Annotated in this window: 20 protein-coding genes and 1 tRNA gene; 8 read left to right on the forward strand and 13 right to left on the reverse strand. The window is 66.2% G+C overall.

All coding sequences use genetic code 11. The features are described from left to right. Positions 1–10 precede the first annotated feature (10 nt). Positions 11–988, reverse strand: a complete 978-nt coding sequence (locus ACZ5MJ_RS12255; RefSeq protein ID WP_464223710.1) for a Bug family tripartite tricarboxylate transporter substrate binding protein — start codon at positions 986–988, stop codon at positions 11–13. 96 nt (positions 989–1,084) lie between these two features. On the opposite strand from ACZ5MJ_RS12255, the gene ACZ5MJ_RS12260 reads away from it, so the two are divergent. After that, entirely contained in the window at positions 1,085–1,855 is a 771-nt protein-coding gene (locus ACZ5MJ_RS12260; protein ID WP_464219620.1) for an IclR family transcriptional regulator, read from the forward strand. 335 nt (positions 1,856–2,190) lie between these two features. Here ACZ5MJ_RS12260 and ACZ5MJ_RS12265 read toward each other — a convergent pair whose 3' ends face one another. From ACZ5MJ_RS12265 to cysS, 10 genes are all read right to left on the reverse strand, one after another. Beyond that, complete coding sequence (locus ACZ5MJ_RS12265) at positions 2,191–2,538, reverse strand: hypothetical protein (protein WP_464219621.1); 348 nt, start codon at positions 2,536–2,538, stop codon at positions 2,191–2,193. A 373-nt stretch (positions 2,539–2,911) separates the two neighbouring features. Further along, a complete protein-coding gene (locus tag ACZ5MJ_RS12270) occupies positions 2,912–3,547 on the reverse strand; it encodes a glutathione S-transferase family protein (RefSeq protein ID WP_464219622.1) in 636 nt (211 codons plus the stop codon). Between the two features lie 266 nt (positions 3,548–3,813). Then, positions 3,814–4,524 (reverse strand): SDR family NAD(P)-dependent oxidoreductase, encoded by a 711-nt coding sequence (locus ACZ5MJ_RS12275; protein ID WP_464219623.1) that lies wholly within the window; start codon positions 4,522–4,524, stop codon positions 3,814–3,816. Positions 4,525–5,313: 789 nt separating this feature from the next. Continuing rightward, entirely contained in the window at positions 5,314–5,760 is a 447-nt protein-coding gene (locus ACZ5MJ_RS12280) for a hypothetical protein (RefSeq protein WP_464219625.1), read from the reverse strand. A gap of 762 nt (positions 5,761–6,522) precedes the next feature. Next, positions 6,523–6,616, reverse strand: a tRNA-Ser gene (locus ACZ5MJ_RS12285). A gap of 126 nt (positions 6,617–6,742) precedes the next feature. Beyond that, positions 6,743–7,993, reverse strand: coding sequence for an aspartate kinase (locus ACZ5MJ_RS12290; protein ID WP_464219626.1), 1,251 nt, complete (start codon positions 7,991–7,993; stop codon positions 6,743–6,745). Positions 7,994–8,116: 123 nt separating this feature from the next. Further along, positions 8,117–9,574, reverse strand: a complete 1,458-nt coding sequence (gene tilS / locus ACZ5MJ_RS12295; RefSeq protein WP_464219627.1) for a tRNA lysidine(34) synthetase TilS — start codon at positions 9,572–9,574, stop codon at positions 8,117–8,119. Beyond that, positions 9,540–10,511 carry an acetyl-CoA carboxylase carboxyltransferase subunit alpha gene (locus ACZ5MJ_RS12300; protein WP_010808961.1) on the reverse strand — a complete coding sequence of 324 codons (972 nt, stop codon included), beginning with the start codon at positions 10,509–10,511 and terminating at the stop codon, positions 9,540–9,542. Before ACZ5MJ_RS12300 ends, tilS begins: the two co-directional genes overlap by 35 nt. Before the next feature lie 115 nt (positions 10,512–10,626). After that, positions 10,627–11,487, reverse strand: a complete 861-nt coding sequence (locus ACZ5MJ_RS12305; RefSeq protein WP_464219631.1) for a DNA-3-methyladenine glycosylase family protein — start codon at positions 11,485–11,487, stop codon at positions 10,627–10,629. Then, on the reverse strand, positions 11,484–12,872 hold the full coding sequence (cysS, locus tag ACZ5MJ_RS12310; protein WP_464219632.1) for a cysteine--tRNA ligase: 1,389 nt from the start codon (positions 12,870–12,872) through the stop codon (positions 11,484–11,486). Before cysS ends, ACZ5MJ_RS12305 begins: the two co-directional genes overlap by 4 nt. 241 nt (positions 12,873–13,113) lie before the next feature. Between cysS and ACZ5MJ_RS12315 the strand changes: the two genes are divergently transcribed. The 4 genes from ACZ5MJ_RS12315 (at position 13,114) to ACZ5MJ_RS12330 (ending at position 15,873) form a co-directional block, all read left to right on the forward strand. Further along, the gene (locus ACZ5MJ_RS12315; protein WP_464219633.1) at positions 13,114–13,830 is read left to right on the forward strand and encodes a tetratricopeptide repeat protein; all 717 of its coding nucleotides are present in this window, start codon (positions 13,114–13,116) and stop codon (positions 13,828–13,830) included. A 71-nt stretch (positions 13,831–13,901) separates the two neighbouring features. Further along, positions 13,902–14,486 carry a peptidylprolyl isomerase gene (locus tag ACZ5MJ_RS12320; RefSeq protein ID WP_432259778.1) on the forward strand — a complete coding sequence of 195 codons (585 nt, stop codon included), beginning with the start codon at positions 13,902–13,904 and terminating at the stop codon, positions 14,484–14,486. A gap of 22 nt (positions 14,487–14,508) precedes the next feature. Further along, a complete protein-coding gene (locus tag ACZ5MJ_RS12325; protein WP_432259777.1) occupies positions 14,509–15,009 on the forward strand; it encodes a peptidylprolyl isomerase in 501 nt (166 codons plus the stop codon). Between the two features lie 66 nt (positions 15,010–15,075). Continuing rightward, positions 15,076–15,873, forward strand: coding sequence for a UDP-2,3-diacylglucosamine diphosphatase (locus ACZ5MJ_RS12330; protein WP_464219635.1), 798 nt, complete (start codon positions 15,076–15,078; stop codon positions 15,871–15,873). Positions 15,874–15,908: 35 nt separating this feature from the next. On the opposite strand, the gene cysE is transcribed toward ACZ5MJ_RS12330, so the two are convergent. Then, positions 15,909–16,652, reverse strand: coding sequence for a serine O-acetyltransferase (gene cysE / locus ACZ5MJ_RS12335; protein ID WP_464219637.1), 744 nt, complete (start codon positions 16,650–16,652; stop codon positions 15,909–15,911). A 305-nt stretch (positions 16,653–16,957) separates the two neighbouring features. Further along, entirely contained in the window at positions 16,958–17,788 is an 831-nt protein-coding gene (locus tag ACZ5MJ_RS12340) for an RNA methyltransferase (protein ID WP_464219638.1), read from the reverse strand. Positions 17,789–17,999: 211 nt separating this feature from the next. Between ACZ5MJ_RS12340 and ACZ5MJ_RS12345 the strand changes: the two genes are divergently transcribed. The 3 genes from ACZ5MJ_RS12345 (at position 18,000) to ppk2 (ending at position 20,363) form a co-directional block, all read left to right on the forward strand. Further along, on the forward strand, positions 18,000–18,821 hold the full coding sequence (locus tag ACZ5MJ_RS12345; protein WP_464219640.1) for an inositol monophosphatase family protein: 822 nt from the start codon (positions 18,000–18,002) through the stop codon (positions 18,819–18,821). Positions 18,822–19,021: 200 nt separating this feature from the next. After that, positions 19,022–19,237, forward strand: coding sequence for a YdcH family protein (locus ACZ5MJ_RS12350; protein ID WP_464219641.1), 216 nt, complete (start codon positions 19,022–19,024; stop codon positions 19,235–19,237). Positions 19,238–19,250: 13 nt separating this feature from the next. Then, positions 19,251–20,363 (forward strand): polyphosphate kinase 2, encoded by a 1,113-nt coding sequence (ppk2, locus tag ACZ5MJ_RS12355; RefSeq protein ID WP_464219643.1) that lies wholly within the window; start codon positions 19,251–19,253, stop codon positions 20,361–20,363. Positions 20,364–20,423 lie beyond the last annotated feature (60 nt).

Below are 20,423 nucleotides of genomic sequence, written 5' to 3' on the forward strand. Positions count from 1 at the left end.
GACAGGGGCGTCAATCCAGCTTCGTGCCGGACGTTTTGATGACAGATGCCCAGCGTCCGATGTCCTGCCTGATCAGCGCGCTGAACGCCTCGGGCGTGCCGGCCAGCACCGACGCACCTTGTTCATTCAGCTTGCTGGCAAGCGCCGGAGACTTGAGCGCCTTGTTGAACTCGGTATTCAGGCGCACCACGATGTCCTTCGGCGTCGCGGCAGGCGCGACGAAGCCGAACCAGGTCGCGGTATCAAAGCCGGGATAGCCGAGTTCTGCGACGGTCGGCACCTGAGGCAGGTCTTGCACCCGCTTCGGGGACGTCACCGCAAGTGCCCGCATCCTGTTGTTCCGGATATGCCCGAGCAACGTCGGCACCGATGCCATGTAGAGATCGACCTGCCCGCCCATCAGGTCGCTGACCGCCTGCGCCGCGCCCTTGTACGGCACATGGGTGAACTTCACCTTCGCGGTGCTCTGCAGCTGCTCGCCGCCAAGGTGTGCCACCGTGCCGTTGCCCGGCGATGCGAAATTGATCGCGCCGGGCTTTGCCCTGGCCGACCGGATCACGTCCTGCAGCGTCTTGTAGGGCGAGTTGACGTGCGTGACCAGCACGAGCGGCGCGGAGGCGACCAGGCCGATTGGCGCCAGATCCGTCAACGGGTCATAAGGCAACCGTTCATACAGCGAGGGATTGATCGCAAGGTTGCTGGTCTGCCCCATGACGATGGTGTAGCCATCGGCGGGCGCCTTGGCTGCCGCGTCCACGCCCAGGTTGCCACCGGACCCCGGCTTGTTCTCGACCACAAAGACCCAGCCGGTCGACCTGGCAACCGTTTTGGTCACTTCGCGCGCGATGATGTCCGTCCCCCCGCCGGCGGGAAACGGGACGATGACTCTGATGGGCTTGCTGGGGTACTGCGGCACGGCATGGACAGCGGCCGATGCCATGAACAGGCCGGCAAGGACCAACACGCCTCGGCGGGAAATTGCCTTCATTGGTGTCTCCGAATCTTGTTTCGTTGTGATCCGGATTGTGGTGGGTCGTTTCACGGCATACAATGTCGTTTCGCACCGTGCAACGCATTTCGTACGATGAACCAGGATAGTGATTCAGACACCCCGCGCGCGAGCGACGACGCGCCGGGCGCCGTGACAGCCGTCACTCGGGCCTTGCGCGTGCTGGAGGCCTTCGGGGTCAATGACCCGCAACTGTCGCTTGCCGAACTGAGCCGGCGCACCGGCATTCACAAGACCACCGTGCTCCGGCTCGCCCGCACGCTCGCCGCAGACAACTATCTCGTACAGAAGGAAGACGGCAGCTGGCGGCTTGGGCGCGCAGCGGGATGGCTGGGCGCGTGCTACCAGGCAACCTTCAATGTGCACGAGGTGGTGGAGCCGGTCCTGAGGGAGCTGACGATCAAGACCGGTGAAAGCGCTTCGTTCTACGTCCGGGAGGGACAACAGCGAACCTGCCTGGTCCGCGTCGAAGGACCGCAGGCTATCCGGCATCACGTCAGGATCGGGGCGGCACTGCCGCTGGACAGCGGCTCGCCGGGGCGTGTCATCCTGGCGTTCTCGGGGGAGCCCGGCGAGCTCTATGAAATGATCCGCCGCCGTGGTTTTCATCTGTCGCTTGGCGAGCGGGAAGCCGAAGTCTCGAGCGTGTCTGCACCGGTATTCGGATTGCACTGGCGGCTGCTCGGCTCGATGTGCATTTCGGGACCGACCTCGCGGCTCAGCGAAGAACGCCTGCTGGAACTGGCACAGACAGTCGTCGACGCGGCGACCAGGCTTTCGTATGCCATGGCAGGAAGCCAACGGCCTGCGATGCAGATTGAAAAACCGTCAACCTGGCATCCCTGATGAACCTGCCGGCTGATCAAACCAGCCCGGCGCACCGGCAATGTGGCCATCGACGCAGACAATGTGGTCGAGGCGCTCGAATCCATCCAGTTGCTGGCGGACGGAACGCGTCGCCATGATCAGCCCGCTCGATGCAGCCGGCCGGCTCAGGCCGGCAGAGCCTGCGCAACCAGGGTGATGAGCGAACCGCTGACCAGGCAAAGCCCGACCCATCCGGTCAGGATCAGGGCGCTGTCACGCAAACGCATGATGAACTCAGGCAAGCGGGCAAAGCGCAGCCTCTGCGGCTTCGCCCGTTTTTGTCAGCAGGTGCCGGCAACCAGGCCGGCGGGTAATCAGGCCAGAGCGCCGTCGGTGTACGGGTCGAACTTGCCGCCCACGCGTGCGCCGTCGGTGTACGGGTCAAAGCTGCGGGCCGGGGCAGCCGAGACACCGCTGCGGTCCAGGCCGGCTACCGTGCGGGCACCGTCGGTGAACGTGTCGAACTTGCCGCCCACGCGCGCACCCTCGGTGAAGGGGTCGAACTTGCCGGCGCGGGCACCGTCGGTGAAGGCATCGGTCTTGCCTACGCGGAACTCGTAGCCGTACTTGTCGGCGGGCACCGTGCCGGCCTGGGCAGCACCGCCCACAAAGGCGGCGGCAAGGGTTGCGGCGGTGATCAGGGTCTTGGCGAACTTGGTCATGATGGGCTCCTAACTTGGCAATGTCTCGTATCAGTTGCTTCTGGGCCAGTCGCTTTCGGCATTGTTATCTACTAGTAGATAGATAACCAGGCCAAAAAAAAGACCGCCTCCGGTAGTGCAATGGCCCCGCTGTCCGTTGGCTTCCTGCTTCGTTTGCAGGTGGAAGCAGCGCGTCCATGAGTCACATCCTATCTACTACTAGGTAGATAGTCAAGGAAATTCTTTTCTATCGGCCCGATAGCCCCCGGCTGGGCGCCACCATCGCGGCGCGACGCGACCAGAATTTGCGGTGCACCCGCTTCATCGACAGGCTGTCACCACGGATGCCGCAGTTCACCGAAACATTTGGCGATGTAGCCGTGGCAGCGTCTCGCTACTCCGTAGCATCCAGCTTGACCGCAAAACCGCGCTGCACGCCGGGACGCGCCCATAGTGTTTCGTACCAACGCCTGACGTTCGGGAATTGACTGAGGGAAACCTGATGGCGCTCATGCCGCCATGCCCAGCCAAGGATCGCGAAATCGGCGACGGACAGTTCGCCGGCGACAAACTCCACGTGTGCAAGCCGGCGGTCCAGCACCCCATAGAGGCGGTACGTTTCCTCCGAGTAGCGCTTGAGACCATAATGTCGGTCCACTTCGGACTCGAGCATGCGGAAATGATGGACCTGGCCGGGCATGGGACCGAATCCGCCCATCTGCCACATCAGCCATTCGAGCACCGGTACGCGCTCGCGCAGGCTTGCCGGCAGGAATCTGCCAGTCTTCTCACCAAGGTAAAGCAGGATCGCGCCGGATTCGAACACCGATATCGGCTGCCCGCCGGGCCCGTCGGGATCGACGATTGCCGGGATCTTGTTGTTCGGGCTGATGCGCAGGAACTCAGGCGCAAATTGCTCGCCCTTCGAAATATTCACCGTCTTGACCGTATAGGGCAAATCCATTTCTTCGAGCGCGACGCTGATCTTGCGTCCGTTTGGCGTATTCCAGGTGTGCAGCAGGATACTCATAAGATGCAGTCCTTTTAGGTCGGGCGCGCCGACTGGCAGTTTCGCACCGCCGTGAATCAGCTAGCCTGATGCGTGGGGGAACGGCTTCGAGCGCTGAGCGCTCCCCCCTGGCGTGGCGGGCGGTGGGCAGCCGCCATGTTCGCAGCATACCCGCGCCTCAGGCCACCACCAGCATCATGTCGATGATTGCCGGCGCTCGAACAGGAGCAGACCTGGCAGCGGCCCGGGATTGACGCGCGTGCCGTTGCCCCTTGCCCCGCTCCCGCTCAGTGCCCTGCGCTCTGGCCGCCGTCGACGTGCAGGATCTCGCCAGTAACGAACGGCGCCGAATCGAGATACAGCACGGCATCGGCGATGTCGCGCATCTCGCCCATATGGCCCACCGGATGCAGCGCGCCCAGCGCCTCGTGGGTTTCGGGCGGATGCATCGGCGACTTGATGACGCCCGGCGCAACCGCGTTGGCGCGGATACCAGTCTTGGCGTACTCGATGGCCAGCGACCTGGTCGCGGCGTTCAGGCCACCCTTGGTCAGCGAGGCCAGCACCGACGGCACGCCACTGTTCGCATGGTCGACCAGGCTGGTCGTGATGCTCACCACGTGGCCGCTGCGGTTCTTCTGCATCTCCGCAATGGCCAGCTGCGTGATATGGAAGAAGCCCGTCAGGTTGATGCCGGTGACGGTGGCATAGTCCTCGGACGTATAGCTGGTGAACGGCTTGGCGACGAAGACGCCCGCATTGTTGACCAGCGTATCGATGCGGCCGAACTTTGCCACGGCCTCGGAGATGACGCGGTGCGCGGTTGCCGGATCGGCGATATCGCCAGGCACCGCCAGGATCTCCGGATCATCCGACGGCCGGATGCTGCGGGCCGTGGCGACCACGCGATGGCCGCGCTCGCGGAATGCCTTGACCAGTTCAGCGCCAATACCTTGCGATGCGCCCGTGATGACTACGACTTTCTTTGCTGCGCTCATGTCTTGAACCTCGATGTCAGTTGGTTCGGCCGTGTTGCCGATCGGGCCGGTGGCTCCGATGGGCTCCAATCTAGGCAAATCCGTGCTGCGTTCGAAGACCTTGCGGCAACAAACAGTTATGCGTGGCGGGCACAAGTCAGTCGCGCCACCGGCCCGCTGCCGAGAGCGTAAAGCATCCCGTTCGCCACTTTCTGGCACAACGCTTCCTTGAGCATCGACTGCCTCCGATTCGGCATGGACATCCTGGCAGTGGATGGCGTACGCCCTCGCCCTGGCAGCTGCCGCCGCCGGCGCACAGGCCGCCGGTCCCGGCGTGCGCGACCCGTACACCGGAGGCGCGCGCAATGTCGACGTACGACAAGGGGGACGCGCTCAGGTCCCTCCGCTGACCCGGCGCGCGCAGCCGATCCGACCTGGACGGCGCCCACGCCTGAGGCCGCGCATCGCCGCGATTCACCTCTCGCCGGCTTTTTTTCGAGCGCCAATAATGCCGGCCAGGAACGTCTTATTGCTGCAATAAAAGTGCCCTATGATCAGGCCGAATCAAGTCGCGACGACAGAATTACTGACAATGCGTTGCATATGGACCGTTGGGGTGGGCCATATAGCGGCTTGATGCACGTCGAGCCGAGGCAACTCTGCGGAAGGCATGAATGCCGGAGAGCGTTCGGCTGCAGGTGCAAGTTGGGTAGACGTGATTATTGTCGCGGGGGGTTGCCGGAGCCATCCACATTGGATGGCTCTTTTGTTTCGGTCGCACCTTCCGTGAAGCAGACCCGGAGCGCCAGCTCAGGATTTTGCGGGCCGTCCAGTCTTGACCGCCTCGACTTGCGCAACAACGCTGAGCAGCCTCTTTTCCGAGAGGGCTTCGAGAGCCAGGAGTCCCGCCCTCAGCAGCTCACTCTTCTTCACCTGGACGCCACCAGCCAGGCATTTTCGCTTCAGGTCAGCCAGCTTTCCATAGTCGTGCTCCGGCATGGTGAAGCTATCCCGGACAACCTTCGGCTTCTTGGGTGGTTTCTCTGCCTGTGGTGCCGCACCATTGCCCGGCTTCTTTGCCTTCTTCGAACTGGAAGCCCCTCCATCAGTGGCTGCCGCAGCATCAGCCGAGACCTTCGCGGTAGAAGCCGCCTTCTTTCCCGCCTTGCCGGCGCGCAGCTTGATGTCGGTACCTTCCTCGCCCATTGCGTCCGGTGCTAACGACGCGGCCACCTTCTTCCGTGATTCGCCTGCCATCAAGTCCTCCGTTCCTAGGCATCATCGTTCATACAGTATATATAGTATTTACGATTCCAACTTCGGTGGTCCGGCCAGGCCCCGCCTGGCTCCGGGACCCAAGGAAGGAAGTCACGGTAAGGCAGCGTCGCTTAAGGCCATTCGGCCAGCCCCGCGCCTTGTGCGGTCCTGCCAGAACTCGCTGGCATTGTGCTGCCCTGCGAAAACACGCAACAGGGCAGCGAGGAGCCGAGATGCGCAGAATTCATGCCCCAGCCGCCGGCCGGATGTCCGCCCTTACGGCGCGACTGGCCTCCCCCTACTTCCGCTCGATTGACCCGAGCGAGTCGAGCGTGCGACCGGCCACGGGGCCAGCCCCCCAAAATCCGGGAACCGGTGCGCCAAGGACGAACCGGGAGCTCTCCGACGCCGCCATCCGAACGCGCAGAATCTTCTGGTAGCGGGCCTGGCGGCGTCAACACAGCCATCGCCTGCGAGCCATGACCGACGCCGCTCATCTTGCGAGAGGCGTGGGCGAGGAAGCACGCGCGGTGACGCAGGGGGATGCCATGAAAGTCTTCGGTGCCGCTCGGCACGCGGATGAGCGAAGCTCCGTGCCCCGCAAGGCGCTGTCGCCGCGCTCTTGGATATGCGGCGCAGACGGGACGACGGACGTTCTGCGATGGAGTCGGTCCCCTCGGGGGAGCCACGGATGGGCAACCGATGGGCCAGAAAAAACAAAACCCCGGAAGACCGCGATCTTCCGGGGTTCGCCGCCATTGCTGGCGGAGACGGAGGGATTCGAACCCTCGATCCAGGTTTTGGCCCAGATGCTCCCTTAGCAGGGGAGTGCCTTCGACCTCTCGGCCACGTCTCCCAAACTTGCGTTGTGTGAGGGAGCCACACAACGAAGCGCGTATTCTAACGACGCTGCGCGCGCTGGTCAACGAAAAATTGATGACACAACACAAAAATCGCGCCGTCAGAAGTGTTCACGAACGGATCACGCCTGTTCCAGTTCGAAGGCCTTGTGCAGGGCGCGCACGGCCAGTTCCATGTACTTCTCGTCGATCAGCACCGAGATCTTGATTTCCGAGGTGGAGATCATCTGGATGTTGATGCCCTCTTCCGCCAGGGTGCGGAACATCTTGCTGGCGATGCCCACGTGCGAGCGCATGCCCACGCCCACCACCGACACCTTTGACACCTTCGGATCGCCCGACACGCTGCCGGCCCCGATATGCGACTTCACGCCATCGTTCAGGATAGCCAGCGCGCGCTGGTAGTCGCCGCGCGGCACGGTGAAGGTGAAGTCGGTCTTGCCGTCGACGGACTGGTTCTGGATGATCATGTCGACGTCGATGTTGGCGTCGGCGACCGGGCCCAGGATCTGGTAGGCGATGCCCGGCTTGTCCGGCACGCCCAGAACGGTGATCTTGGCTTCGTCACGGGCAAAGGCAATGCCGGAGATGACGGCTGCTTCCATGGTGGAGTCTTCCTCAAAAGTGATCAGCGTGCCCGAGTGCATTTCCTGCTCGAGCGGCATAAGCGGGTCGGTCAGCGACGACAGCACGCGGGTCTTCACGCGGTACTTGCCGGCGAACTCCACGGAGCGGATCTGCAGCACCTTGGAGCCGAGGCTGGCCATTTCCAGCATTTCTTCGAAGGTGATCTGGTCCAGGCGGCGGGCGTCTTCGACCACGCGCGGATCGGTGGTGTACACGCCGTCCACGTCGGTGTAGATCAGGCACTCGTCGGCCTCGATGGCGGCGGCAATGGCCACGGCCGAGGTGTCCGAGCCGCCACGGCCCAGCGTGGTGATGTTGCCGTCGTCGTCGATGCCCTGGAAGCCGGTAATCACGACCACGCGGCCGGCGTCGAGATCGCCCAGGATGCGCTCGTCGTCGATCGACTCGATGCGGGCCTTGGTGTACGACGAGTCGGTCTTCACCGGCACTTGCCAGCCGGTGTAGCTGACCGCGTCGATATCCTCGCCGTGCAGCGCGATGGCCAGCAGCGCCACGCTGGCCTGTTCGCCGGTGGAGGCGAGCATGTCCAGTTCACGCGGATCGGGCTGCGGCGAAATTTCCTTGGCGAGTCCCAGCAGGCGATTGGTCTCGCCCGACATGGCCGAAGGCACCACGACTACGCGGTGACCGGCGCGGTGCCACTTGGCAACGCGCTTGGCGACATTCTTGATGCGTTCCGTGGAACCCATCGAAGTGCCGCCGTATTTGTGAACGATGAGAGCCATCTTCTTGTCGACGCCAGCGATTGTGCAAAGCCCTTGAAAATACACGAACACGCCCCGTCAGGCAAGGCGGGAGCGGGGTCCGGGCTGCAGATCCGATGTGATGCCGGCGGCGATCCGGCGGTTTCAGTGCGGCGGCGGCGCCACCGCCGGCGGCCGCGGATGCCATTCCACGCGCCAGCGCGGCGCCGCCTGGGCATCCGGCCAGCGCCGGTGCATGCCGAGGCCGGCGGCCAGCACCAGGGTGTCGCCCGCCCACAGCAACGGCAGCCAGGCCCGGCGCCAGGCCGGGATGCCGGCTTCCTGGCAGGCTTGCTTCAGCGCCCGTGCCGGGCCGCCGGGGCGCAGCACGATACGCTCGCCGCCGCTGCGCGCGGCCAGGCGCAAGGGCTGGCGCAGCACCGCTTCGGGCACGCCGAAGGTATCGTCGCGGAAGAAGTGAAGTTCGCCGCGCCATGCGGGCACGACAATGCGCGCCTCGCCGCGCCAGTCCAGCATCACGGGTGCCGGCGCGGCTGCCGGTGGCGGCGTGCAGGCCAGTACGCGGTCGCGGAAGCGGCGCAGCACCAGGCCCTCATGCGCGATCGCGGGCTCGCCGCCGGCGTGCGTGACCAGTTGCTCGCGCATCGCCGCCAGCCGCGCGGTGGACGGCGCGCGCACACTCAGGTCGCGCAGCCAGAAGCGCAGCACGGCATCGGCATGCGCCGCGGGCAAGGCGCGCAGGCCAGCCAGGTCGAGTTCGGAAAGCGTATCGGGATCGCGGCCGGGGTGCGCCAGCGCCGCCAGCGAGGCCGAGGCCAGTGCATCGATCAGTTGGCCAGCCTGCGCGAAATGCGCTGCCGCCTGCACCACATTGGCCGACAGCGCCGGAAAGGCCTCCAGCAGCGCCGGCAGGTGCGCGCGCAAGGCATTGCGCGCGTAGCGGGCATCGGCATTGGACGGATCGTCGACCCATTGCAAGGCGTTGGCGGCGCAGTAGTCCTCGATTTCGGCACGGGACACGTCCAGCCAGGGACGCAGCAGCATCACGCCGCTGCCCTCATCCAGCGCGCGCATGGCGGGCATGCCGGCCATGCCCGCCACGCCGGCGCCGCGAAACAGCCGCAGCAGCACGGTCTCGACCTGGTCGTCCTGGTGATGGGCAAAGAGCAGCAGGTGCGCCCCGCTGTCGGCGCACATCGCCGCCAGCGCGGCGTAGCGCGCACGGCGTGCAGCCGCTTCCACGCCCTCGCCCGCCTCCGGCCGCACCGACACCCGCCGTACGAAATAGCCGACCTGCCACTGCTCGCACAGCGCGGCGCAGAAGCGGTCCCAGTCGTCGGCCTCGGCTTGCAGGCCATGGTGGACATGCAGCGCCACCACGCGCGCGCCAACACCCCACGCTGCCGCAGCCGCGCGGGCGGCATGCAGCAGCGTGACCGAATCGCGACCGCCCGACAGTGCCACCGCGATCGTTGCCGCGCCCTCGCCCGCACCGCCACCAGAAACAACAAAGGCCGCACCGGCCTGGAGGGCCTGTGCGACCTTGTCGGTCAGCCGGGCGGACGGGTCAGTCCTGGGTGCCGGTTTCCTTGAACTTGCCATAGGCGAGCAGGCGCTCGTAGCGGCGAGCCTGCAGCTCCTTCACGCTCATGCCCTGGAACTGGCGCAGCGACTCGGCCAGCGAGCGCTTGAGCATTGCCGCCATGCCCTTGTAGTCACGGTGCGCGCCGCCCAGCGGCTCGCTTACGATCTTGTCGATCAGGCCCAGCGCCTTCAGGCGGTGCGCGGTCAGGCCCAGGGCCTCGGCGGCTTCCGGTGCCTTCTCGGCGGTCTTCCAGAGGATCGAGGCGCAGCCTTCGGGCGAGATCACCGCGTAGGTGGCGAACTGCAGCATCTGCACCACGTCGCCCACGGCAATCGCCAGCGCGCCGCCCGAACCGCCTTCACCGATGATGGTGGCGATCAGGGGCACCTTCAGGCCGGCCATCACATACAGGTTGTGGCCGATGGCCTCGGACTGGCCGCGCTCTTCGGCGTCGATGCCGGGGAATGCGCCCGGGGTGTCGACAAAGGTGAAGATCGGCAGGCCGAACTTGTCCGCCAGCTCCATCAGGCGCTTGGCCTTGCGGTAGCCCTCGGGCTTGGGCATGCCGAAATTGCGCATGGCGCGCTCTTTCGTATCACGGCCCTTCTGGTGGCCGATGACCATGCACGCCTGGCCATTGAAGCGCGCCAGGCCGCCGATGATCGACAGATCGTCGGCAAAGGTGCGGTCGCCGTGCAGCTCGTGGAAATCGGTAAAGATCTCGCGCACGTAGTCCAGCGTGTAGGGACGCTGGGGGTGGCGGGCGATTTGCGCAACCTGCCACGGGGTCAGGTTGGCGTAGATGTCCTTGGTCAGCTGCTGGCTCTTGCCGGCCAGCCGCGAAATCTCTTCGGAAATATCGACAGCCGAATCGTCCTGCACAAAGCGCAGTTCTTCGATCTTTGCCTCGAGTTCGGCAATGGGCTGCTCAAAATCCAGGAAGGTGGTTTTCATAAAATCACACGTACCTGTCTGTGAAGGGGCGCATTCTACCGGAATTTGGTCGCTATCTTAGCGCCTGCCAGATAGCCCGGACTGCACCTGCTACTAAATTTTCTTGCCGCGATGCCTAATACGTCACTGGCAGCGGGTCGAGACTGCGCCACATGTACCACGTTGCGACCGTGCGCCAGGGCTCCCAGTTGGCCGCCACCTCGCGCGCCTCGCTGCGCGTGACCGGTTCGCCGCTGAAGTAATTGGTGGAGATCGCGTTGATCAGGCCGACGTCGTCGAGCGGCAGCACATTGGGCCGCATCAGATTGAACATCAGGAACATCTCGGCAGTCCAGCGGCCGATGCCACGGATCTGGGTCAGCTCGGCGATGACGGCTTCGTCGTCCATCCGCGCCCATTCGGCGACGTGTACCGTGCCCGCCTTGAAATGGTCGGCCAGGTCGATCAGGTATTCCGCCTTGCGCTTGGACAAGCCGCAGCCGGCCAGTTTCTCGGGGCCGGCGCGCAGGAACTGCGCCGGCGCCAGCTTCGGGCAAGCCGCATGCAGCCGCTCCCACACCGACTGCGCCGCCTTGACCGAGATCTGCTGGCCCACCACCGCGCGCGCCAGCGTGACGAACGGATCCCCGCGCGACACCAGGTGTGCCGGGCCATAGGTCGGAATCATCTTGCGCAGGATGCGGTCGCGCTTCATCAGGTCGGCGCAGGCCTCGTCCCAGTAGGCGGGGCGCACCGCATCGATGACGGTTTCAACCGGCAGCGGCACCGCATCCGCCTCGGGCAGCACGGCCTTGGCGTTGCGCGTCTTTGCCGCGAGTTTGCCCGCGTCCTTGCCCGTGTCCTTGCCATCGGGCAGCGGCGCCTCCTTGGCGCCGGCCTTGCCCGGGCGCGGGCCGGCCGCCTTCGCACGACCGCGCGTGGCGGCAGGCGCGACGGGCGTCGTGGCGGTGGCGGGCTTGCGCGCGGCAGCGTTCAAGCACGCCTCCACTCGGTGGCACCGCCCGGCTTGTCTTCCAGCACGATGCCCGCTTCCAGCAATTGGGCGCGGATGCGGTCCGCCTCGGCAAAGTTGCGCTCGACCTTGGCGGTCTTGCGCGCGGCGATCAGCTTTTCGATCTCGTCCGGCGACGGGCCGTCGTCGGACTTGCCACCCTGCAGGAAGGTGTGCGGATCGCGCTCAAGCAAGCCCAGCGTGCCGGCCAGCGCCTTGAGCTGGCGCGCGGCCGCGGTCGAGCCGGTGCGGTTGATCTCGCTGGCCAGGTCGAACAGCACCGACATCGCGATCGGGGTGTTGAAGTCGTCGCCCATCGCCTCGGCAAACCGCTTGGCGTGCGGCTCGTCCCAGTCCACCGCGCAGCCGCCCGGCTGACTGTCCTTGAGCGCGGTGTACAGGCGCGTCAGCGCGTGGCGGGCATCGTCCAGGTGCGCGTCGCTGTAGTTCAGCGGGCTGCGGTAATGCGCGCGCAGGATGAAGAAGCGCACGACCTCGGCGTCGTACGACTTCAGGACCTCGCGGATGGTGAAAAAATTGCCAAGCGACTTGGACATTTTTTCGTCGTTGATGCGCACGAAACCGTTGTGCATCCACATATTGACGAAGGGCTTGCCGCTGGCGCCTTCAGACTGCGCAATCTCGTTCTCGTGGTGCGGGAACTGCAAGTCAGCCCCGCCGCCATGGATGTCGAAATGCTCGCCCAGCAGCGCGCAGCTCATGGCGGAGCATTCAATGTGCCAGCCCGGGCGGCCGGCGCCCCACTTCGATTCCCATTTGGTCTCGGGCGGCTCGCTGGCTTTGGCGGATTTCCACAGCACGAAGTCCAGCGGGTCCTGCTTGGCATCGTTGGCACTGACGCGTTCGCCGGCGCGCAGGTCTTCCAGCGACTTGCCCGAGAGCTTGCCGTAGCCGTCGAACTTGCGCACCGAATAGTTCACGTCGCCGTCGCTGGCCTGGTAGGCCAGGCCCCTGGCTTCGAGCTTGCCGATCATGTCAAGCATCTGCGGCACGTAGTCGGTGGCGCGCGGCTCATGGTCGGGACGGATCACGCCCAGCGCGGCGGCATCCTCGTGCATGTACTGGATGAAGCGCGTGGTCAGCTCGCCGATGGTCTCGCCATTCTCGGCCGCGCGGCGGATGATCTTGTCATCGATATCAGTGATGTTCTGCACATATGTCACCTCGTAGCCGGCGGCGCGCAGCCAGCGGTGCACCATATCGAACACGACCATCACGCGAGCATGGCCAACGTGACAGTAGTCGTACACGGTCATGCCGCATACATACATGCGGACCTTGCCGGGTTCGATTGGCACGAATGGCTGTTTCTCACGCGCGAGCGTGTTGTAGATGTTCAGAAGCTGCATGAAACGAAGTGAGTGGTGAGAGGGGACTGCCGGGTTCGCACAGCAGGCAGCGCGGGCCGTGGCCACCGGCGCAATACCGTCGCGCCCCATATCTTACCGGAAGGCGGTGCGCGGGTTGGGCCCGCAGCGTTGCACTGCCGGGGCGCACGCAAGTCGCGCACCATGCGCCGCCATGGCATCGCCTTCGTGCCGGACTTGCCGCTTTGCTAGAATGCCGCGGAGTATAACGGACCCGTCCTCAATGAGCCTGCCGCTGCCCTCCCCGTCCTTCGCCACGCCCGCCGCCGCCGCGCGCCGGCGCGGCCATCGCGCCGTACTGCCCCTGCTGGCCCTGGCGGCCGCCCTGGCTGCCCCCGCCCAGGCGCAGACCGGCCCGCTGTCGCTGGCCGCGCCCACCGCACCGGCCGGCGGCATCCAGTCGACCGACCCGGGCATGAGCGAGGCTCAGCAGGCCGCCAATGCGCGCCGCTATGACGAGGCCATCAAGGGCTTCGATCGCGTGCTGGCCGCCAACCCGCGCAATGCGCAGGCTCGCTTCCAGCGCGCCTGGGCCCTGGCCCAGTCCGGCCGCGAGGATGCGGCCATCCAGGCCTTTGCCGAGATGGCGCAGGACTTTCCGGAACTGCCCGAGCCGCACAACAACCTGGCGCTGCTCTACGCCAAGCGCGGCGACCTGAAGCGCGCCGAGGCCGAGCTGCTGCTGGCCACCCAGGTCAAGCCGGGCTTTGCCATCGGCTATACCAACCTGGGCGATGTCTACCGCCGCCTGGCCGAGCAGTCGTACGCCGAGGCGCTGCGCCGCAATCCGGGCGATGCCCGCGCCAGCGCCGGCCTGCGCCAGCTGAACCCCGCTTCCGCCCCGGCGGCAGCGCCGGCAAAGCCGGCCGCACCCGCCGGCAGCCGCAAGGCGGCACCGGCCGGGCGCCAGGCACCTGCCAGCGCCCCCGCGGCCAACTGACGGCTTCCATCCGCAGGCCCGGGCGCCGCGCGCCCGGGCCGTGTCCATCCAGACCTACCGGAGTTCCACTCATGATCCGTTCCCGTCGCATCGTCCTGGCCGGCCTGACCGCAGGCGCCCTGGCGCTGTCTTCGTTCAGCGCGCTGGCCCAGCAGAAGGCCGCCGAGCGCGTCCAGTTCGTCACCAGCGCCGGCAAGTTCACTGTCGAGCTCTACCCGGATGCCGCGCCCAAGACCGTCGCGAACTTCCTGGAATATGTGAAGAGCGGCTTCTACAGTGGCACCATCTTCCACCGCGTGATCAACGGCTTCATGGTGCAGGGCGGCGGCTTTGACCGCGACATGAAGGAAAAGCCCACGCGCGCGCCGATCCCGCTGGAAGCCCGCAGCGGCCTGAAGAACAAGGCCGGCACGCTCGCCATGGCACGCACCAGCGACCCCAACTCGGCCACCGCGCAGTTCTTCGTCAATGTGGTGGATAATCCGAGTCTTGACTACCCGCAGCCGGACGGCAACGGCTACGCAGTCTTCGGCAAGGTGGTGGAAGGCATGGACACGATCGACAAGATCAAGACCGTGCCGACCACGGCCTACGGCCCGATGCGCAATGTGCCGGCCACGCCGATCGTGATCGAGTCGGCCAGCGTCGTCAAATAATTACCGAACAGAGGAAACCGCCATGTCCAAGGTCCAGCTCCACACCAACCAGGGTGTCATCACCATCGAACTCGACGCCGAAAAGGCCCCGAAGTCGGTTGAGAACTTCCTGTCGTATGTCCGCAAGGGCCACTACGACAACACCATCTTCCACCGCGTGATCAAGAACTTCATGATCCAGGGCGGCGGCTTCGAGCCCGGCATGAAGCAAAAGGGCACCGACGCCCCGATCGAGAACGAAGCCGGCAACGGCCTGAAGAACGACCGCTACACCGTGGCCATGGCGCGCACCAACGCGCCGCACTCGGCCACCGCGCAGTTCTTCATCAACGTGGTCGACAACGACTTCCTGAACTTCTCCTCGCCCACCCCGCAGGGCTTCGGCTATGCCGTGTTCGGCAAGGTGGTCGACGGCACCGACGTGGTCGAGCAGATCAAGGGCGTGCGCACCGGCAGCTCGGGCTTCCACCAGGACGTGCCGCTGGAAGACGTCGTGATCGAGAAGGCCGTCATCGTCGAGTAAGCCAATGCCTGCCGATTGCGGTCCCGTGCGCGCCCACGTGCCGGCTTTATCCTTCCGACACCACGCATGACCGCAATCCCCCACACGCCGGTGGCCGGTCCCCTCGAGGTACAGGCGCCGGCGTGGTTCATTTCAGACCTGCACCTGACGCCCGGCATGCCCCGCACGCTGGCGGCCTTCGAGCGCACGCTCGAACGCGCCGCGCAGCACGCGCGCGCGCTGTTCATCCTGGGCGACTTCTTTGAATTCTGGGTCGGCGACGAAGAAGCTGACTCGCCGTTCGCGCAACGCGTGGCGGGCGCCCTGCGCGCGCTGGCAGCGCGCGGCGTGGCGGTCTACCTGATGCACGGCAACCGCGACTTCCTGCTGGGACAGCGCTTCGCCCGCGCCGCGGGCGCCACGCTGCTGCCCGACCCCACCGTGATCCACTGCGCCGGCGAGCGCGTCGTGCTCAGCCACGGCGACATGCTGTGCATCGACGACGAACGCTACAACCGATTCCGCCGCTGGACCCGCAAGGGCTGGGTGCAGCGCGTGTTCCTGGCGCTGCCGCTGAAGGTGCGTTTGTCGATCGCGCGCAAGCTGCGCGCGGACAGTGAAGGCAACCGCGCCAGGCAGTTGAGCGCCGGCGCGGCCGTGCCGGTGATCTATGGCGATGTGGCGCCGGCGGCCGCGGCCGAATTGCTCGGCGCGGCGGGCGCATCGCTGCTGGTGCATGGCCACACGCACCGCCCCGCGCGGCATGAAGAAGCCGGGGGCGTGCGCTGGGTGCTGACCGATTGGGATCTCGATGGCGCGCATCCGCGCGCCGCGGTGCTGCAACTGGATCGCGACGGGTTTCGTCTGCTGCCGCAGACGGACTGACCGGCAGCGCCGGCGCAGTCCGTCTCGCCATCCGCTCACTTCATCAGCTTGCGCAGCTCGCTTGCGTCGAAGGGATCGTTCGGCGTGTTCTCCAGGTGTTCGCCAAGCCGGTCGAGCGCGGCCAGCACCGCTTCGATGCGGTCATGCTGGGCCGCCGCATTGTCGATCAGGCTCTTGAGCGCCAGCGATACCGGGTCGTCCGCATTGGGCGTGATGCCGTAGGCCGAGAACTCCTGCCTGGCGCCCTGCTGCGCCGATGGCGCATCCGGCAGGATGACGCGGGCCGGGATGCCCACGGCAGTCGCGCCTGGCGGCACCGGCTTGAGCACCACCGCGTTGGAGCCCACGCGCGCACCGTCGCCCACCACGAATCCGCCCAGCACCTTGGCGCCCGCGCTGACCACCACGCCGTCGCCCAACGTGGGGTGGCGCTTCTGGCCCTTGTACAACGAGGTACCGCCCAGCGTCACCCCCTGGTAGATGGTGCAATCGTCGCCGATCTCGGCGGTCTCGCCGATCACCACGCCCATGCCGTGGTCGATGAACACGCGCCGGCCCAGCTTGACGGCCGGGTGAATCTCGATGCCGGTCAGAAAACGCGACCAGTGCGAGATCCAGCGACCCAGCCAGTGCAAGCCCACGTTCCAGCATGCGTGCGCAAAACGGTGGAACACCACGGCGTGCAGGCCGGGATAGCAGGTCAGCACTTCGAGGCGGCTGCGCGCGGCGGGATCGCGCAGCATGATCGTGTCGATATCTTCCTTCAGGTGAGAGAACATCTTGGTCGTGTCGTGGTGCCGCGCCGTGCGCCGCGCCACCCGGGCTGGTGCCCGGGGCAGGGTCGCCGGCGAGGTCGGTGGCCGGTGGGGACGGGATCAGGGAGTGTAAGTGATTTGCCGGGCCAGTCTCTGGCGCCGGCATTTGGCCCCTGATCCGTCAGGGACATTCCATCGATGCCGCGATCAACATCGCCCGGGCTCGCGCAAACCCGCAGCGGCACGGCAACAACCCGCGCACCAGCTGCGTGCGCGTGCCTCGCCCTGCATCGAATCGCCATGGGTTGCTGCCACTGTCCTTGCTCCTGTCACCGGTCCCCTTGCGGGCCCGGCTGGTGTTGCGCGGCGATCAGCATGTGCTTGGCGATGCCGCGCAGGATGTTCACTTCCTCGCGCTCCAGGCCGCTGCGTGCCAGCAGCCGGCGCAGCCGGGTCATCAGCTTGCGCGGATTGGACGGATCGAGAAAACCGATCGCCTCCAGGCCGGTCTGCAGATGCCCGAACATGGCCTCGACCTGCTCGGCCGTGGCCGGCTCACCAGCATAGCCGATATTGGCACCCGCGTCCGGCGCCGCCTCCAGCAGTGCCAGCCGCAGTTCGTAGGCAATGAGCTGCACCGCCTGAGCCAGGTTCAGCGAGGTATAGGCGGGATTGGCGGGAATATGGGTGACGGCGTTGCAGCGCTCGACCGCCTCGTTGGGCAGTCCATAGCGCTCGTTGCCGAACACGAAGGCCACGCCGCCGCTGCCGGACAGCGTCTGGCGCGCGCGTTCCGCGGCGGCGCGCGGCAGCAGCCGCGGCGGGCCGAACTCGCGCTGGCGGGCCGTCATGGCCACGGTCAGCGCGGCGCCCGCCAGGGCCGCGTCGATCTGGTCGACGATCACGGCGCCGGCCAGCACATCGTCGGCACCGCTGGCCATGGCGATGGCCTCGGGGTGCCGCAGCACGTCCGGCTCGCGCGGCGAGACCAGCACCAGGCTGCCGAAGCCCATGGTCTTGATCGCGCGCGCCACCGAGCCGACGTTGCCGGGGTGGCTGGTTTCGACCAGCACGAAGCGCACGCGCCCGAAGGCGTCGCCGCCGGTGTCGCCGCTTGCGCCATGGGAAGCGGGCTGGCTCGTATCAATTGCCGGGTTCATATACAATTCGGGATTCTTCTTTGGCGCGGCGCCAGGTTTTTGCTTGCTCGCGAGTCTTTCGCGGCACTTTTGCGAGTTTTCTCAGCAGAGCGCAGCAGCACCGGCGACGCCCGACGTTCTTCTACAATCCGTTGTGTTGTCAGCTGCCCATGAGCGGGCGTGCGGCGCTTTGGCGCCCCGCCGCGCGGTCGTGGCCGGCCTGGAGAGATTCATGCATCCGATGCTCAATATCGCCATCAAGGCGGCCCGCAAGGCGGGATCCATCATCAACCGCGCGTCGCTCGACGTCGATCTGGTGCGCGTCTCGCGCAAGCAACACAACGATTTTGTCACCGAGGTGGACCGCGCCGCCGAAGCCGCGATCATCGAGGTCCTGCGCACGGCCTACCCGGAACACGGCATTCTAGCGGAAGAATCCGGCCAGTCCTGGGCCGAAGGCGAAGACGCCCGCGAGTACACCTGGGTCATCGACCCGCTGGACGGCACCACCAACTTCATCCACGGCTTCCCCCAATACGCGGTCTCGATCGCCCAGCTGCACCGCGGCACCCCGGTGCAGGCCGTGGTCTACGACCCGACCCGTGACGAGCTGTTCACCGCCAGCAAGGGTGCCGGCGCCTTCCTGAACAACCGCCGCATCCGCGTCACGCGCCGCGACAAGCTGGCCGACTGCCTGATCGGCACCGGCTTCCCGTTCCGCGACCTGGAAGGCATGGACGAATACCTGGAAATGTTCGCGCTGATGACCCGCAGCTGTGCCGGCCTGCGCCGCCCGGGCGCCGCCGCGCTGGACCTGGCCTACGTCGCCTGCGGCCGCCTCGACGGCTTCTTCGAGCGCGGCCTGAAGCCGTGGGACATGGCCGCCGGCATGCTGCTGATCACTGAATCAGGCGGCCTGGTCGGCAACTACGCCGGCGAACCGCGCCAGATGGAACAGGGCGAAGTGCTGGCCGGCAACCCCAAGGCGTTCGCCCAGATGGTGCGCCTGCTGTCGCCGTTCTCGCTGGACCACGCCAAGCCCACCGCCGCCTGACACCGGCACATGGCCTGACGGCCATGCCCCCGACGCCCGCCGCGCCCCGGCGGGCGTTTTGCTTTATGCGCGGCGCCAGTCAGATCATTCTCATTCCTCCGACGGCCATGATCCTGGTCAAGGCCGCACCACCCTGCCCTCCCCAGAATGAATCCATGCGCCACGCCCCGTGCGCGCGGATCCAGCACAGGAGAGCCAGCATGTTCCCCGAATACCGCGACCAGATCACCGCCCTGAAGACCCAGGATGCCCGCTTCGCGCGCCTGTTCCACCGCCACAACGCGCTGGACCAGGAAATCCACAACATGGAGTCCGGGCTGGTGCCGGCCTCCACCTTCGAGATCGAGCGGCTGAAAAAGGAAAAGCTCCGGCTCAAGGACCAGCTCTACGAGATCCTGCGCACCAAGGCTGCCTGACCGAGGACCGCAGATGACCGATCGCGACACCCTCCAGCCGTCCCACACCGCGACCCCGCCACGTCCGCGCGCCACGGCCAGGGGCGATGTACTGCCCACCAACTCGGCGCTGTCGGCCCAGCGCAATGAAGTCGACAGCGCCGTCGACGCCGCGGTGCAACTCGCGGCCAGCAGCATGCAGGACATCCTGGCCAGCCGCGCCGGCCACGGTGCCGGCATGCTCGATGCCATGCGCACGCTGCTTGACGGCCTGGCGCCCGACGAGGCCGCGCAACTGCGCAGCCTCATCCTCGAAGGCGATCCCGCCGCCTGGCAGGCCGGCCGCAAGCGGCATCCGGACGATGAGCTGTCCGCGGGCTGGCGCGAAGGCGCGTACCCGTACCAGAACCTGATGTCGCGGCGCAACTACGAAAAGCAGAAGTACCGCCTGCAGGTGGAGCTGCTCAAGCTCCAGGCCTGGGTGCGCGAAACCGGCCAGCGCGTGGTGATCGTGTTCGAAGGCCGCGACGCCGCCGGCAAGGGCGGCACCATCAAACGCTTCATGGAACACATGAACCCGCGCGGCGCGCGCGTGGTGGCACTGGAAAAGCCCTCTGAAACCGAGCGCGGGCAATGGTACTTCCAGCGCTATGTGCAGCACCTGCCGGCTGCCGGCGAGATCGTGCTGTTCGACCGTTCCTGGTACAACCGCGCCGGCGTGGAACATGTGATGGGCTTCTGCTCGCCGCGCGAATACCAGGATTTCCTGCAGCAGGCCCCGGACTTCGAGCGGCACCTGGTGCGCAGCGGCATCCACCTGTTCAAGTTCTGGTTCTCGGTCAGCCAGAAGGAACAACGGCGGCGCTTCCGCGAGCGTGAGATCCACCCGCTCAAGCAATGGAAGCTCAGCCCTGTCGACGTGGCCTCGCTGGACAAGTGGGACGACTACACCCGCGCCAAGGAGGCAATGTTCGCCCATACCGACACCGCCGATGCGCCGTGGACCGTGATCCGCTCGGACTGCAAGAAGCGCGCGCGACTCAATGCGCTGCGCTTCATCCTGGCGCGCTTCTCCTACGCCAATCGCGATACCACCGCCATCGGGCAGCCCGACCCGCTGATCGTGGGGCGCGCGCTGGCAAATTAAGCCACCAAATCAAGCCGCCACAGTGCCGCCGCAGCCGCTCCGCGGCCACTGCGGCGGCAG

This window comes from Cupriavidus sp. LA-1, from assembly GCF_055385985.1.

Coding starts and splice junctions, on each gene's coding strand:
- ACZ5MJ_RS12255 (WP_464223710.1), bottom strand. CDS start 988: ATGAAGGCAATTTCCCGCCGAGGCGTGTTGGTCCTTGCCGGCCTGTTC.
- ACZ5MJ_RS12260 (WP_464219620.1), top strand. CDS start 1,085: ATGAACCAGGATAGTGATTCAGACACCCCGCGCGCGAGCGACGACGCG.
- ACZ5MJ_RS12265 (WP_464219621.1), bottom strand. CDS start 2,538: ATGACCAAGTTCGCCAAGACCCTGATCACCGCCGCAACCCTTGCCGCC.
- ACZ5MJ_RS12270 (WP_464219622.1), bottom strand. CDS start 3,547: ATGAGTATCCTGCTGCACACCTGGAATACGCCAAACGGACGCAAGATC.
- ACZ5MJ_RS12275 (WP_464219623.1), bottom strand. CDS start 4,524: ATGAGCGCAGCAAAGAAAGTCGTAGTCATCACGGGCGCATCGCAAGGT.
- ACZ5MJ_RS12280 (WP_464219625.1), bottom strand. CDS start 5,760: ATGGCAGGCGAATCACGGAAGAAGGTGGCCGCGTCGTTAGCACCGGAC.
- ACZ5MJ_RS12290 (WP_464219626.1), bottom strand. CDS start 7,993: ATGGCTCTCATCGTTCACAAATACGGCGGCACTTCGATGGGTTCCACG.
- tilS (WP_464219627.1), bottom strand. CDS start 9,574: ATGGCAAGTTCAAGGAAACCGGCACCCAGGACTGACCCGTCCGCCCGG.
- ACZ5MJ_RS12300 (WP_010808961.1), bottom strand. CDS start 10,511: ATGAAAACCACCTTCCTGGATTTTGAGCAGCCCATTGCCGAACTCGAG.
- cysS (WP_464219632.1), bottom strand. CDS start 12,872: ATGCAGCTTCTGAACATCTACAACACGCTCGCGCGTGAGAAACAGCCA.
- ACZ5MJ_RS12315 (WP_464219633.1), top strand. CDS start 13,114: ATGAGCCTGCCGCTGCCCTCCCCGTCCTTCGCCACGCCCGCCGCCGCC.
- ACZ5MJ_RS12320 (WP_432259778.1), top strand. CDS start 13,902: ATGATCCGTTCCCGTCGCATCGTCCTGGCCGGCCTGACCGCAGGCGCC.
- ACZ5MJ_RS12325 (WP_432259777.1), top strand. CDS start 14,509: ATGTCCAAGGTCCAGCTCCACACCAACCAGGGTGTCATCACCATCGAA.
- ACZ5MJ_RS12330 (WP_464219635.1), top strand. CDS start 15,076: ATGACCGCAATCCCCCACACGCCGGTGGCCGGTCCCCTCGAGGTACAG.
- cysE (WP_464219637.1), bottom strand. CDS start 16,652: ATGTTCTCTCACCTGAAGGAAGATATCGACACGATCATGCTGCGCGAT.
- ACZ5MJ_RS12340 (WP_464219638.1), bottom strand. CDS start 17,788: ATGAACCCGGCAATTGATACGAGCCAGCCCGCTTCCCATGGCGCAAGC.
- ACZ5MJ_RS12345 (WP_464219640.1), top strand. CDS start 18,000: ATGCATCCGATGCTCAATATCGCCATCAAGGCGGCCCGCAAGGCGGGA.
- ACZ5MJ_RS12350 (WP_464219641.1), top strand. CDS start 19,022: ATGTTCCCCGAATACCGCGACCAGATCACCGCCCTGAAGACCCAGGAT.
- ppk2 (WP_464219643.1), top strand. CDS start 19,251: ATGACCGATCGCGACACCCTCCAGCCGTCCCACACCGCGACCCCGCCA.